At 73.4% G+C, this 13422-nt stretch carries 9 protein-coding genes; 5 read left to right on the plus strand and 4 right to left on the minus strand.

The genetic code is table 11. The features are described from left to right. Positions 1 to 70 precede the first annotated feature (70 nt). On the minus strand, positions 71 to 442 hold the full coding sequence (locus ACN6LD_RS20705; protein ID WP_445043952.1) for a hypothetical protein: 372 nt from the start codon (positions 440 to 442) through the stop codon (positions 71 to 73). A gap of 148 nt (positions 443 to 590) precedes the next feature. Between ACN6LD_RS20705 and ACN6LD_RS20710 the strand changes: the two genes are divergently transcribed. Next, a complete protein-coding gene (locus tag ACN6LD_RS20710; protein WP_319189445.1) occupies positions 591 to 980 on the plus strand; it encodes a cupin domain-containing protein in 390 nt (129 codons plus the stop codon). A gap of 2 nt (positions 981 to 982) precedes the next feature. Here the strand turns inward: ACN6LD_RS20710 and meaB are convergent, their stop codons facing one another. Genes meaB through ACN6LD_RS20725 form a run of 3 tightly spaced genes read right to left on the minus strand, consistent with a single transcriptional unit; the run spans position 983 to position 5984 of the window. Then, entirely contained in the window at positions 983 to 1993 is a 1011-nt protein-coding gene (meaB, locus tag ACN6LD_RS20715; protein WP_319189446.1) for a methylmalonyl Co-A mutase-associated GTPase MeaB, read from the minus strand. A gap of 5 nt (positions 1994 to 1998) precedes the next feature. Then, on the minus strand, positions 1999 to 4173 hold the full coding sequence (gene scpA, locus ACN6LD_RS20720) for a methylmalonyl-CoA mutase (protein ID WP_319189447.1): 2175 nt from the start codon (positions 4171 to 4173) through the stop codon (positions 1999 to 2001). After that, positions 4173 to 5984, minus strand: coding sequence for a methylmalonyl-CoA mutase subunit beta (locus ACN6LD_RS20725; protein WP_445043953.1), 1812 nt, complete (start codon positions 5982 to 5984; stop codon positions 4173 to 4175). The genes scpA and ACN6LD_RS20725 overlap by 1 nt, the downstream gene beginning before the upstream one ends. A gap of 671 nt (positions 5985 to 6655) precedes the next feature. On the opposite strand from ACN6LD_RS20725, the gene ACN6LD_RS20730 reads away from it, so the two are divergent. The 4 genes from ACN6LD_RS20730 (at position 6656) to ACN6LD_RS20745 (ending at position 13237) form a co-directional block, all read left to right on the plus strand. After that, entirely contained in the window at positions 6656 to 7354 is a 699-nt protein-coding gene (locus tag ACN6LD_RS20730; RefSeq protein ID WP_445043954.1) for a hypothetical protein, read from the plus strand. Positions 7355 to 7687: 333 nt separating this feature from the next. Further along, positions 7688 to 8866, plus strand: a complete 1179-nt coding sequence (locus ACN6LD_RS20735; RefSeq protein ID WP_319189463.1) for a carboxylate-amine ligase — start codon at positions 7688 to 7690, stop codon at positions 8864 to 8866. Between the two features lie 277 nt (positions 8867 to 9143). Beyond that, a complete protein-coding gene (locus tag ACN6LD_RS20740; protein ID WP_445043955.1) occupies positions 9144 to 10928 on the plus strand; it encodes an N-acetylglutaminylglutamine amidotransferase in 1785 nt (594 codons plus the stop codon). Continuing rightward, positions 10901 to 13237, plus strand: coding sequence for a S9 family peptidase (locus ACN6LD_RS20745; RefSeq protein WP_445043956.1), 2337 nt, complete (start codon positions 10901 to 10903; stop codon positions 13235 to 13237). Before ACN6LD_RS20740 ends, ACN6LD_RS20745 begins: the two co-directional genes overlap by 28 nt. The last annotated feature ends 185 nt before the right edge of the window (positions 13238 to 13422 follow it).

Here is a 13422-nt window from a genome sequence, read left to right on the forward strand (position 1 = left end):
CGCCGCTGCGCCGCCGCCCCGACCGTGGAGCGGTGACGGCGTCGTGCGGCGGGGGCGACCTCGTCACACGTCAGGACCTGGCGCGCGCCGCGCGGGCCTGACGGAAGTCGAGGTACGACAGCGCCGTCACCAGCAGCGGAACGACGACGCACAGCAGGACGACGCGGAGCCGGCCCTCCGTCAGCGCGGCGAGGGCGACGACGGCGAGGACGCTGCCGACGAAGCCGAAGAACTGACGGTAGGAGCGGAACCCGCCCGTCACCGCCGGCCGGGGATCGTCCTCGGCCCACGCGGCGCGCGCGGGGTGGCTGTCCCCGTCCCGCCGGGCCTGCCGCCAGGCGAAGCACCAGCGGGCGACCGCGTAGAGGACGAACGTGCCCAGGTAGATCCACCACCCGATCGGGTCGTCGGGCAGTGCACGCGCGAGAGTCACCTGTGTCATGGACCCCGCGTGCCCCGCCTGCCGGGGAGCAGACGGTTCCGGATTCCGGCCGGACGGGTCCCGGCCCGGCCCGGCGTCGGCGCCGGTGGGGTCGCACGGTCCAGGGTCGGTCGATGGGCTGCGGTCGCGGCTGCTACGTTGCGGACGCATGAGCGACAACGTGTACGTGGGCAACGCCGGCAAGGACGCGGCGCTGGACCACGGCTGGCTGCTGGGCCACTTCAAGGACGCCGACGACCCCCGGCACAGCGCGGACGTGGAGATCAAGTGGGGCGTGCACCCACAGGGCGACGAGCGGGTGCAGTGGGTGAGCGGTGAAGTGCGCACCGCCCTGCTGGTGCTCATCAGCGGCCGCTTCCGGGTCGAGCTGCCCGGGCGCAGCGTCGTGCTGGCGGAGCAGGGCGACTACATCGTGTGGGGCAAGGGGGTCGACCACTCCTGGTACGCGGAGGAGGAGTCGGTCGTCCTGACGGTTCGCTGGCCGTCGGTCGCGGGCTACAAGGCCACGGCCGACGCCGGCCCGCGGCGCCGGGACTGAACTCAGCCGCTCCCCGCCCCGCCGCCCGGGCCGTCCCCGTCCGCGAACGTCGCGAGGATGCGCTCGGCGGCCAGCGTCGCCGTCAGCTCGCCGTCCCTGACCCGCTGTTCGAGGAGCGGGGCGAGGGCGCGCACCGCCGGGTCGGCGTGCAGCCGGCCGAGGAGTTCGTCGCGGACCATGGTCCACGTCCAGTCGACCTGCTGGTCGCGCCGCTTGGCCGCCAGGCGCCCGGTGGAGTCCAGCACCGTGCGGTGCTGTTCCAGGCGTTCCCAGACGGTGTCCAGTCCCGACGACTCCCGGGCGCTGCAGCTCAGCACGGGCGGCGCCCACGCGGCGTCCTTGCCGTGCATCAGACGCAGCGCGCCCGCCAGCTCGCGGGCGGCGGCGCGGGCGTCGCGCTCGTGCGGGCCGTCGGCCTTGTTGACGGCGATGACGTCGGCCAGCTCCAGGACGCCCTTCTTGATGCCCTGCAGTTGATCGCCGGTGCGGGCGAGGGTGAGCAGCAGGAAGGAGTCGACCATGTTGGCGACCGCTGTCTCGGACTGGCCGACCCCGACCGTCTCGACGAGGACGACGTCGTAGCCGGCCGCCTCCATGACCACGATCGACTCCCGCGTGGCCTTCGCGACGCCGCCGAGGGTGCCCGCGGTGGGGGAGGGGCGGATGAACGCCGCCGGATCCACCGCGAGACGTTCCATACGGGTCTTGTCGCCCAGGATCGAGCCTCCGGTGCGGCTGGACGACGGGTCGACGGCGAGCACCGCCACCCGGTGGCCCAGCGAGGTCAGCAGCGTTCCGAACGCGTCGATGAACGTCGACTTGCCCACGCCGGGCACTCCGCTGACGCCGATCCTGCGCGCCCTGCCGCTGTGCGGGAGCAGCTCGGTCAGCAGCTCCTGCGCCAGCGCCCGGTGCTGGGGCCGGGTGGACTCGACCAGGGTGATGGCGCGCGCGACGATCGCGCGCTTCCCGTCGAGTACACCCTTCACATACGTGTCGAGGTCGATGGCCATGGGCGTCAGAGGCCGTGCCCGAGATCGTCCGACAGCCGCTTCACCAGGTCGTACGCGGCGTCGGGGATCACTGTGCCGGGCGGGAAGACGGCGGCCGCGCCCATCTCCAGGAGCGTGGGCACGTCCTGCGGCGGGATGACACCGCCGACGACGATCATGATGTCCTCGCGTCCTTCCTCGGCGAGCTGCTCGCGCAGCGCCGGCACCAGGGTGAGGTGTCCGGCGGCCAGCGACGACACCCCGACGATGTGCACGTCGGCCTCGACGGCCTGCCGTGCCACCTCGCCCGGGGTCTGGAACAGCGGGCCGACGTCGACGTCGAAGCCGAGGTCGGCGAAGGCGGTGGCGATCACCTTCTGGCCGCGGTCGTGGCCGTCCTGGCCCATCTTGGCGACCAGGATGCGCGGCCGCCGGCCCTCGGCCTCCTCGAACGCGGTGACGAGGCCGCGGGTGCGGTCCACGGACGGCGACTCCCCTGCTTCGTTGCGGTACACGCCGGAGATCGTACGGATCTGGCTCGCGTGCCGGCCGTACACCTTCTCCAGGGCGTCGGAGATCTCGCCGACGGTGGCCTTCGCGCGGGCCGCGTGCACGGCCAGCTCCAGGAGGTTGCCCTCGCCGCCGGCGGCCCGGGTCAGCGCGTCCAGGGCAGCCCGGCACGCGACGTCGTCCCGCTCCTCGCGCAGCCGGCGCAGCTTCTCGATCTGCTGGGCGCGCACGGAGGAGTTGTCGACCTTGAGGACGTCGATCTGCTCGTCGCTGTCGACGCGGTACTTGTTGACGCCGATCACCGGCTGGCGCCCGGAGTCGATGCGGGCCTGCGTGCGGGCGGCGGCCTCCTCGATGCGCAGCTTGGGGATTCCGGCGTCGATGGCCTTGGCCATGCCGCCCGCGGCCTCGACCTCCTCGATGTGCTGCCAGGCGCGGCGCGCGAGGTCGTACGTCAGCCGCTCCACGTAGGCGCTGCCGCCCCACGGGTCGATCACCCGCGTGGTGCCCGACTCCTGCTGGATCAGCAGCTGCGTGTTGCGGGCGATGCGCGCGGAGAAGTCGGTCGGCAGCGCGAGCGCCTCGTCGAGGGCGTTGGTGTGCAGCGACTGCGTGTGGCCCTGGGTCGCCGCCATCGCCTCGACGCAGGTGCGCGTGACGTTGTTGAAGACGTCCTGCGCGGTCAGAGACCAGCCCGAGGTCTGCGAATGGGTGCGCAGCGACAGCGACTTGCTGTTCTGCGGATCGAACTGCTTCACCAGTTTCGCCCACAGCAGGCGCGCCGCCCGCAGCTTGGCTACCTCCATGAAGAAGTTCATGCCGATCGCCCAGAAGAAGGACAGCCGCGGCGCGAACGCGTCGACGTCCAGGCCCGCTTCACGGCCCGCCCGGATGTACTCCACGCCGTCCGCGAGCGTGTACGCCAGCTCCAGGTCGGCCGTCGCGCCCGCTTCCTGGATGTGGTATCCGGAGATGGAGATGGAGTTGTAGCGGGGCATCCGCTGCGAGGTGTAGGCGAAGATGTCGGAGATGATCCGCATCGACGGCTTCGGCGGATAGATGTAGGTGTTGCGGACCATGAACTCCTTGAGGATGTCGTTCTGGATGGTCCCGGCCAGCTTCTCGGGCGGCACGCCCTGTTCCTCCGCCGCCACGATGTACAGCGCGAGCACGGGCAGCACCGCGCCGTTCATCGTCATCGACACGGTCATCTTGTCCAGCGGAATGCCGTCGAACAGCTGCCGCATGTCGTAGATCGAGTCGATCGCCACACCGGCCATGCCGACGTCACCCGTCACCCGCGGGTGATCGCTGTCGTACCCGCGGTGGGTCGGCAGGTCGAAGGCGACCGACAGGCCCTTCTGGCCGGCCGCGAGGTTGCGGCGGTAGAAGGCGTTGGACTCCTCCGCGGTGGAGAAGCCGGCGTACTGACGGATCGTCCACGGCTGGTTGACGTACATCGTCGGGTACGGGCCGCGCAGGTACGGCGCGACGCCCGGGTAGGTGCCCAGGAAGTCCAGGCCCTCCAGGTCCTGACCGGTGTAGAGCGGCTTGACGTTGATGCCCTCGGGGGTCTCCCACAGCAGGTCGTCCCCGCCCGCCGCCCTCTTCACGGCCGTGCGCCACTCGTCGGCGCCGGCGTCGGCGGCCGGGGTCCCCAGCTCGATCCCGGAGAAGTCGGGGATTGCCATCAGGACACAGCTCCCATGCGGTCAAGGGTGGCGGACAGCACGGCGACGGCGTCGCAGCCCGCGAAGACGTAGGCGTCGACCCCGGGGTACTGCCCGGGGCGTCCGGCGAGGAACACGTGCGAGGCGCCGGCGGTCCGCAGCCGGGCCGCCTCCGTCTCCGCCTGCTCTTCGTACAGGGCGTCACTCGAGCACAGGCAGACCTCCGTGGCGCCGCTGTCCTCGAACGAGCCCTCGGTGACCGGTTCGACGCCGCCGGCCTGGAACAGGTTCGCGGCGAAGGTCAGCCGGGCGGTGTGCGCGGCGGCCGGACCGAGCGCCGCCAGATAGATCCGCGGCCGGGAGCCGGTCGCCGCGAGGTGGGCGTCCGAGCGCGCCCGCAGCGCCTCGTACGCCTCGTCACGGCGCACCCGCGGCAGACCGCCGGAGCGGGGTTCGGGCGCGCTCTCGCGCACCACCGGCTTCTCCGCGAGGAACGGGAACTCGCTGACCCCGGTGATGGGTTCGCGGCGCTTGGCGAGCAGGCCGCTGCGCGCCTGCCAGGTGTCGGCGAGGTCCTTCGCGAGGCGTCCCGAGCGCAGGGCGGCCGCCTGGCCGCCGCTCCGCTCGATCCCCTGGAAGAACTCCCAGCCCGCGTGGGCCAGTTCGTCCGTCAGCCGTTCCACGTACCAGGATCCGCCCGCCGGGTCGATGACCCGGGACAGGTGCGACTCCTCGATGAGGATCGTGGACGTGTTGCGGGCGATGCGCCGTGCGAACGCGTCGGGCAGACCGAGCGCGTCGTCGAAGGACAGCACGGTGACGGAGTCCGCTCCGCCCGCCCCCGCGGCGAGCGTGGCGATGGTGGTGCGCAGCATGTTCACCCACGGGTCGCGGCGCGACATCATCACCGGCGAGGTCACCACGTGCTGGATCTGCGCGCCGGCGCCGGCCGCCCCGGACACCTCGGCGACCCGGGCCCACAGTCGGCGGGCGGCCCGCAGCTTGGCGATCGTCAGGAACTGGTCGGCGGTCGCCGCGTAGCGGAACTCCAGCTGCCCGCAGGCCTGTTCGACGCTCAGGCCGGCCTCGGTCAGCTCCCGCAGACAGGCGACGCCGGTGGCCAGCGAGGCGCCCAGTTCCTGAGCGGCCGAACCGCCGGCCTCGTGGTACGGCAGCGCGTCCACGGTCATCGCCCGCAGCTGCGGATACTCCCGCGCGCACAGCAGCGCGAGCTCGGCCACCGGTGCGAACGCGACCGGCCGGCCGGTGCGGGCCTCGTGACCGAGGGGATCCGCGCCCAGACCGCCGCGCGCGGCGTCCTTCGTGACACCCCGTTCCTCGAACAGCCGCAGCAACTCCCGTGCGGCGGGCTCGACCTGATCGCCCGCGTCGAGCACGACCGGTGCCAGGTCGAGGAGCACGCCGTCCAGGACCCGGCCGAGGGAGGACACCGGAATGCCGCCGTCGCCGGCCACCAGCCACAGGGAGGTGACGCCGTTCTCCAGGTCCGCGAGCACGGCGCGGTTGTCGTCGGCGGTGTGCCGCTGCCGCACGTCCCAGCCCCCGACGGCGTTCCCCTCGGGCCGGCTGCCGCGCACGAAGGGCGCGAAACCGGGGTGACCGTGCTCGGGCGCGGCGTCGCGCGCGGTGTAGAGGGGGCGGGTGCGCAACCCGTCCTCGAGAGCGGTGGACAGGGCTTCCTCGGCCTGAGCGCCCTCGACATCCTTACCCGACTTGCGCAGCACGCCTGCGATGAGGCGCTGCCACTGCTCGTGGGTGGCGTCAGGGAACTCGCCGGCCAGCTGGAGCCCGTCGTCAGGCAGGACCGTCATGCTCGGATGCTAGGCCCAAGATACGAAGGAGCAGCAGAGGGCGCCGCTGTGACCTTTCCCTCGCCGTGGCTGTGACCTGCTCCTCTCCACCGGGACTCGATGCCGCCGACAGGCTGAGAACTGGCTGGAAACAGGCCGTGACCAGGCGGGACGGCCGAAACCGGCCGGTGGCGCTGAGACGCTCCGCGGGCCGGGCGACGGGTCGGCGACGACGGCGTGCCACCGGGGCTTTAGCGGCGGCCCACCGCCGCACTGGCGGAGCCGCCCGTTCCGCCCCTCGGCGGCGTTCGGCCCGGCCGCGCGGCAGCAGGATTTCGTGCGCCCCGGCCGGTTCCGGTCGCTCAACTCCCGCTGAGGACAGGCGCTCCGGATCGGCCGGGGAACCCGTCACCGCACCCGGCGCGGCACCACCGGCACAGGTCGCCCGTTCCCCACGGAGAGCCCTGCCCCTCCGGGGGCGCCGGACACGCCCCGCACACTCGCCCAGGCACGCACGCCCGAACGCACGCACCCCCGAACGCAAGCACCCCCGAACGTACGTGTGCGCAGTCGATCGTCAGCAGCTCGCAACCCCCTTCGCGGGAAGAGAGGCGCTCCACGTGACAAAACGCAGGCCGACCCCGCCCCCAGCCCCCGAGCCCGGTTCCGGGCCCGCGTCCGGGGCCGGAGCCATGGCGCCGCATCCGTTGCTCGCGTACTTCCTCGACGCCGCCGACGGCAGGTTCCCGCCGGCCGACGGCGCCGTCACCGTGTTGCCCGCACTGCCCGCACTGCCCGTACCGTCCGGCCCGCTGGAGGCATCGGTCGCCTTCACCGGTCACGCCGTCGTCGCCACCGCGCTGGCCGCGCCTGCGGTTCACGCCCTGCGCCCCGACGGTTTCGGCGGCTCGATGGGTCCGGACTTCCTGCGCGCCCTCGCCGGACCCACGGGCTGGATCGGGTCGGTCGACGCCGTCCTCGTCCGCCGTGGCGCCGGCGGGACCGCCCTGCTCCAGCCGCTCTCCGGGGCGGACGGCCATCCGCGGGTGCGGTACGCCCGCCGACTGCGCGCCGGCGTCCGGGTCTTCGGCGACGACCGGGGGCTGGTCACCCTGGCGGCGGGGCTCGCCGGCCGGACGGAACTGAGCGTCGAACTCCACGCACCGGACGACGGCGGTCATGGTGGACGCGGCAGGTCACTGCTCGGCGACGCGCTCACGCTGGTCCAGGAAGGCGAACCGGTCTTCGCCGCCGTCGCCCCGGGCAACGCGCGCTCGCTGCGGGCGTTCCTCGCCGCCGGCTTCACCCCGGTGGGCTCCGAGGTGCTCGTCAGGCCGGACCGGGGCCCGGCACGGCAGCGCCGCGGCGGCCACGAGTCGCCGCTGCCCTGACCCCGTGTCACCGTCGTGATGAGCCGGTGAAGCCCCGACGGTGAGCCTGTGTGAATTCGGGTACCCGGTGGCGCAGCGCGTTCCGTCGCGTCGTGGCGCGAGGGTGCGGAAGGGGCGCTCGCGGGCCCGGAACCGGTCAGCCCATGGCGGCCTGTGGATTCCTCCTCCTGCGTCGCTATGCTCATCTGAGTATAATATGCACCAAATGTGCGCTGCTGGGCTTATGTGCCGGTCTGCGGGGAACTTGGTCTCCGCGATCAGCCGCCGGCAACCACCCGGAGGATCAGCCCTCCGCCTGGGCGTCCGGGCATACCCCGAGGAGTGAACGTGAGTATGCGTATCGGAGTGGAGGAAGAGTTCCACGTCCTGGAGGTGGAGAGCGGGCTCCTGGTGCCACGCGCCGAGGCCGTCCTGGAGCACCTGCCCAAACGGACCTTCACGACCGAGCTGCATCAGTCGACGGTCGAGTCGAACAGCGGTGTGCACACGTCGCTGGACGACCTCTACGCCGATCTCACCGAGACGAGACGGCGACTCGACAAGGCTGCCGCCTCGTCGGGGCTGGCGGTGATGGCCGCGGGCACCGCGCCTCTCGCGCCAGCCGTCTCCGCCCGCCCCACCGCCGACGCCCGCTATCTGCACATGGCGGACGAGTACCGCAAGATCGCCGACGAGCAGCTCATCTGCGGCGCCCAGGTCCACGTGGACGTGCCCGACCGTGACACGGCCGTACGCGCCATGTGCGTGGTGTCGCCCTGGCTGCCCGTGCTCCTGGCGCTCTCCGCGAGCTCCCCGTTCTGGCAGGGGGCCGACACGGGGTACGCGAGCTGGCGCACCCTGGTGTGGCAGCGCTGGCCCACCGCGGGTCCCGCCGGATGCTTCTCCGGCGCGGCCGAGTACGACGCCGCGGTGGAGGACTTCGTCCGCGCCGGCGTCATCAGCGACCCGGGGATGATCTATTACGACGTCCGCCCCTCCTCCCACCTGCGCACGCTCGAACTGCGGGTCTGCGACGCCTGCCCGCGCGCGGAGACCGTCGTGCTCATCGCCGGCCTCTTCCGCGCCCTGGTGACCGAGGCCCGCGAGCGGCTGCGCACGCACGGCGAACCGGGCTGCACCGGACGGCACGAGTGGCTGCGCGGCGCCACCTGGCGCGCCGCCCGCTCCGGCCTCGAAGGCACGCTCGTGGACCCCGAGACGCACCGGGAGGCGCCGGCGCCGCAGGTCCTGCGCAAGCTGCTCGTCCGGCTCCGTCCCGCGCTCGAGGCGCACGGCGACTGGGACACCGTCCGCTCGCTGGCGCGCTCGGCGCTCGCCGAGGGCAGCGCGGCCCGTCGCATGCGCCGTACGGCACAGGACGAGGACCTGCTGGCCTGCGTCGACATGCTCATCGCCGAGACCCGTGGCGATGAGCATGTCGACGGACCGCGCGACGCGACCCGGCCCTCCGCCGTGGGCGGCTCGCGTTCCTCCGTGCTGCGCCGGGCACTGCCGGAGGCCATCGGCGGCTGACGTGCGCCTGAACGTCATGGACACCGGTTGCTCCGGCTCGGCAGCACCGTCGGTCGCCTCGCACCGTCGGGCGGCGGCCCCGCAGGCGGCCGCGGCTCGCGCGCAGGAGCGAGCGTCCCCGAGGGCGCCCCGTTCCGACGGTCCGTCGCAGAAAGCGATCCGTTCAGAAAGGTTTTGTCATGTCCAGCAGCACGGCTGAGGTCGTGATCGGCGAGGGCGGTCCGGTTCTCCGGCACCGGTCCGCGGACGCCGGCGAGCGGAACGGAGGCGGTGCGCCATGTGCGGTCTGAGCGGAGAGATCCGCTTCGACGGACGGCGGCCCGATCTGGCGGCCGTCGGGCGCATGAGCGAGCGGCTCGCCGCCCGCGGACCCGACGGCCAGGGCCTCTGGACTCGAGGCGCGGTGGCGCTGGGACACCGGCGCCTGAAGATCATCGACCTGTCGGACCTCGGGGCCCAGCCCATGACGGACGCCCCCGGCGAGCTCACCGGCGTCTTCAACGGCTGCGTGTACAACTACCGGGAGCTGCGCGACGAACTGCGCGGGCTCGGCCACCGCTTCACGTCGACGTCCGACACCGAGGTGGTGCTCAAGGCCTACCGCCAGTGGGGGACCGCCTGCGTCGAGCACTTCCACGGCATGTTCGCCTTCGCCCTCGTCGAGCACCGCACCGGCCGCGTGGTGCTGGCCCGCGACCGGCTCGGGATCAAGCCCCTCTACCTGTCCCGGACGCCCAGAAGGCTGCGCTTCGCCTCGTCGCTGCCCGCCCTTCTCGCCGCCGGAGACGTGGACACCTCGCTCGACCCGACGGCCGTCCACCAGTACCTCAGCTGGCACGCCACGGTGGCGGCGCCCCGCACCGTCCTCAACGGCGTGCGCAAGCTTCCCCCGGCCACCGTGCGGGTCGTCGAGCCGGACGGCACGCACCGCGACCACCGCTACTGGCAGCCGTCCTACACACGCCGGCCCGAGTACGCCGGGATGGGCGCGAACGAGTGGCGTGACGCGGTGCTGGAGGCGCTGCGCACCGCCGTACGACGCCGGATGGTGTCCGACGTCCAGGTCGGCGTGCTGCTCTCCGGCGGCCTCGACTCCAGCCTCATCGTCGCTCTGCTGGCCGACGAGGGGCAGCGGGACCTGATGACGTTCAGCGTCGGCTTCGAGTCGGAGGGCGGTGAGGAGGGCGACGAGTTCCGGTACTCGGATCTGGTGTCCCGGGAGTTCGCCACCGACCACCGCCGCCTGATGGTGCCGTCCGACCGGGTGTCCACGGCCCTGGACGGCGCGATCGCCGCCATGAGCGAGCCCATGGTCAGCCACGACGTGGTCGCCTTCTACCTGCTGTCCGAGCAGGTGTCGAAGGAGGTGAAGGTCGTGCAGAGCGGGCAGGGCGCCGACGAGGTGTTCGCCGGCTACCACTGGTACCCGCAGCTGGCCGAGGTCGCGCGGGAGGACGAACCCGAGCAGTACGCGCAGACGTACTTCGACCGGCCGCACGCCGACCTCGCCCGGATCCTCCAGCCGCAGATGCTGCCGCCCCGCGACGTGTCGGGCGACTTCGTCCGCGAGCACATGGCGGCGCCGGGGGCGCACAGCGCCCTGGACGCGGCGCTCCGCCTCGACACGCACGTCATGCTCGTCGACGACCCCGTCAAGCGGGTCGACAACATGACGATGGCCTGGGGGCTGGAGGCCCGGGTGCCGTTCCTCGACCACGAGCTCGTGGAGCTGGCCGCGGCCTGCCCGCCGGAGCTCAAACTCGCCGACGGCGGAAAAGGCGTCCTGAAGGAGGCCGGCCGCAAGCTCCTGCCGCGCGAGGTCGTCGACCGTCCCAAGGGCTACTTCCCCGTCCCCGCGATCCGCCATATGGCGGGCCCCGTCCTGCAGCGTGTCCAGGAGGCGCTGAAGGCGCCCGAGGCGACGGAGCGCGGCCTGTTCCGCGAGTCGTACGTGACCGAGCTCCTCGCGGCGCCCGACGAGTGCCGGACCAGGCGCGGAGCGAACGCCCTGTGGCAGGTAGCTTTGCTGGAGATATGGCTGCAGACGCACGGAATCACGTGACGGACGGCGACCGGAACGGGTGGGCCGCGCACGGCCCGGCGCCCGCCCTGCGACGGGTCGACGCCCGCCTCGCGTCGTTCGGCGCGCCCGCCCGGCCTGCGGGGGACGGGGACGCGCCCGGCGCGGTGTGCGAGGCGGCCCCGGCCATGGTGCTGCTGCCCGAGGCGGCCGGACCGCGCGAGGCCGTGAGCCGGCTGCGCGCGCACGGCTGCTGGTACCCCTCCGCGGGCGCGGACGGCGCCGAGGTGGCCTTCATCTGCGACCGCGGCGGGGTGCCCCAGCTCTGGGCCGGGCCCGTGAACAGCGCCGAGGTGCGACTGCTGGACTCCTCGCCCGATCCCGTCACCGAGGTGTCCTGGTCGCCGGACGGCCGCTGGATCGCGTACACCACCGCGCCGGGCGGCGGTGAGCACTCCCGGGTGCTGTGCGTGCGCCCCGACGGCACCGGCCGGCGTGTGCTGGCCGGCGCCGACCCGGGCAGCACCGCCTATCTGGGCTGCTGGTCGCACGACGGTTCCTGTCTCGCCGTCACCGTTACCGCACCGCCCGCCCGCACTCCGGGCGACGCCGCCCGGGGCCGCGTCCCGGCGGACCGCGCCCCGGCCGACAGCCCTCTCGACGGCGCCCTCCCGCCCGCCGGCTGGGCCGACCGAGGCGGACACGCCACGCTCCTCGGCGCCTCCTCGTACGACGCCGCGACCTGGAACGGCCCGGCGACCGCCACGGCGACCGCGAGCGGGACGACGAGCGGCAGCCCGGCCGACGTCACCGCGCCGACGGCGGCGACCGTGCGCCCCGACGGAGGCCTGTCGGTCTACCTGATCGACCCCGACGGTGTGGCGTCGCCCGAGCTGCTGACCACGGAAACCCACGCGGCCACCCTGCGGGCCTGCGACCTCAGCCGGGACGGCTCGCTCGTGCTGCTGCGCCGGGGACCGCGCGGCCGGCGGGAGGCGGTCGTGCGGCGGACGGACGACGCGACGGCCACCTTCGCCCTGCCGGTCGCCGACGGAGACCCGTGGATCGGCAGGTTCTCACCCGACGCCCGGACACTGTGGCTGCGCAGCAACGCGGACCGGGAGTACGCGGCGCTCCTCGCCGTGGTCCTCGACGCGGACGGCCGACCCGACGCCGCGTCCCACGCCCCCCTCGAAGCGCCGCACCACATGCGCGTCGTCGCGGAACGGGAAAACTGCGACCTCGAGCTGCTGGCGATGGCCCACGACGGCCGCACCGCCGCCCTGGCCTGGAACACTCGGGGGGCGAGCGAACTCCAACTGGTCGAGACCTTCCCCGCCTTCTGGGGCGTCCCCGCACGGCAGACCCCCGACGCCACAGGACCGGCACGGCCCGTCCCCCTGCCCCACGAGGTCGTCACCCGCGTCACGGCGGCCGGCGCGGGCCGTCTGCTGCTCGCGCTGTCGGGCTCGCAACGCCGCCCCGGCGTGTGGTGGGCCCACGAGGGCGTCTCCCTGCTGCGCACCCCCTGGTCCTCGAAGGACGAGGACGCCGTTCCGCCGGGCCGCCCGCCCGTGCGCCCCGCCCCGCTGCGGCTGACCGCGCGCGACGGGCTGCCGCTGAGCGGCTGGTACTACCGCGCGCCGGGCCGTCCCTCGAGCGTGCCCGCGCCCTGCGTGATCCACCTGCACGGCGGCCCCGAGGAACAGGAACGCCCGATCCTCCACCCGCTGTACCACGAACTGACCGGGCGCGGCCTGGACGTCTTCGCCCCGGACGTGCGCGGATCCTCCGGCCACGGCCGCTCGTTCGTCGACGCCGACCTCGGCGCGGGCCGCTTCGCCGCCCTGGACGACGTCGCCGACTGCGCGGCCCACGTCGTCACGACGGGGCTCGCCGACCCGACACGGCTCGCCGTCATGGGCCGCTCCTACGGCGGCTACCTGACGTTCGCCTCCCTGGTGTGGCACCCCGAGCTGTTCCGCACCGGAGTGGCCGTCTGCGGCATGTCGGACTTCCTGACCTTCTTCGCCGCGACGGAACCCTGGCTCGCGGAGTCCGCGGCGCACAAGTACGGTCACCCCGACCGCGACCGGGAGCTGCTGCGGTCCCTGTCGCCGATGGCCCGCGTCGACGCGCTGCGCGTCCCGGTGCTCGCCGTCCACGGCGAACACGACACCAACGTGCCGCCGGAGGAGTCGCGCCAGTTCGTGCGGGCCGCCCGTGAACGGGGACTCGCCGCCGAGATGCTGACGCTGCGCGACGAGGGCCACGACTTCCTGCGCGCGGACAACCGGCGACTGTTCCGCCGGGCCGCCGCCGACTGGATGGAGCGCCACCTGCTCCTGTGAACGCCGTCCGACGTGTGTGAATGTTCCCCGGATCCGGTGTGCGTAGAGCGACGGACGCGGGGTAGTCGAAGCGAGTCGGCAGGAAGCGGCGCGATGCCTGGGGAGGTCGAGCGCCGCTTCCTGCCCTTGCCGTCGCAGTGTGGGCCCGCCCCTCCTGTCGAGGTCGGGGGCCCGCGGCCGCGTTC

The sequence above is a fragment of the Streptomyces sp. SAS_272 genome (assembly GCF_052543235.1).

Bases quoted from the DNA above. Each gene is read 5' to 3' on its own strand.
- ACN6LD_RS20705 (WP_445043952.1), bottom strand. From the start codon at position 442: ATGACACAGGTGACTCTCGCGCGTGCACTGCCCGACGACCCGATCGGG.
- ACN6LD_RS20710 (WP_319189445.1), top strand. From the start codon at position 591: ATGAGCGACAACGTGTACGTGGGCAACGCCGGCAAGGACGCGGCGCTG.
- meaB (WP_319189446.1), bottom strand. From the start codon at position 1,993: ATGGCCATCGACCTCGACACGTATGTGAAGGGTGTACTCGACGGGAAG.
- scpA (WP_319189447.1), bottom strand. From the start codon at position 4,173: ATGGCAATCCCCGACTTCTCCGGGATCGAGCTGGGGACCCCGGCCGCC.
- ACN6LD_RS20725 (WP_445043953.1), bottom strand. From the start codon at position 5,984: ATGACGGTCCTGCCTGACGACGGGCTCCAGCTGGCCGGCGAGTTCCCT.
- ACN6LD_RS20730 (WP_445043954.1), top strand. From the start codon at position 6,656: ATGGCGCCGCATCCGTTGCTCGCGTACTTCCTCGACGCCGCCGACGGC.
- ACN6LD_RS20735 (WP_319189463.1), top strand. From the start codon at position 7,688: ATGCGTATCGGAGTGGAGGAAGAGTTCCACGTCCTGGAGGTGGAGAGC.
- ACN6LD_RS20740 (WP_445043955.1), top strand. From the start codon at position 9,144: ATGTGCGGTCTGAGCGGAGAGATCCGCTTCGACGGACGGCGGCCCGAT.
- ACN6LD_RS20745 (WP_445043956.1), top strand. From the start codon at position 10,901: ATGGCTGCAGACGCACGGAATCACGTGACGGACGGCGACCGGAACGGG.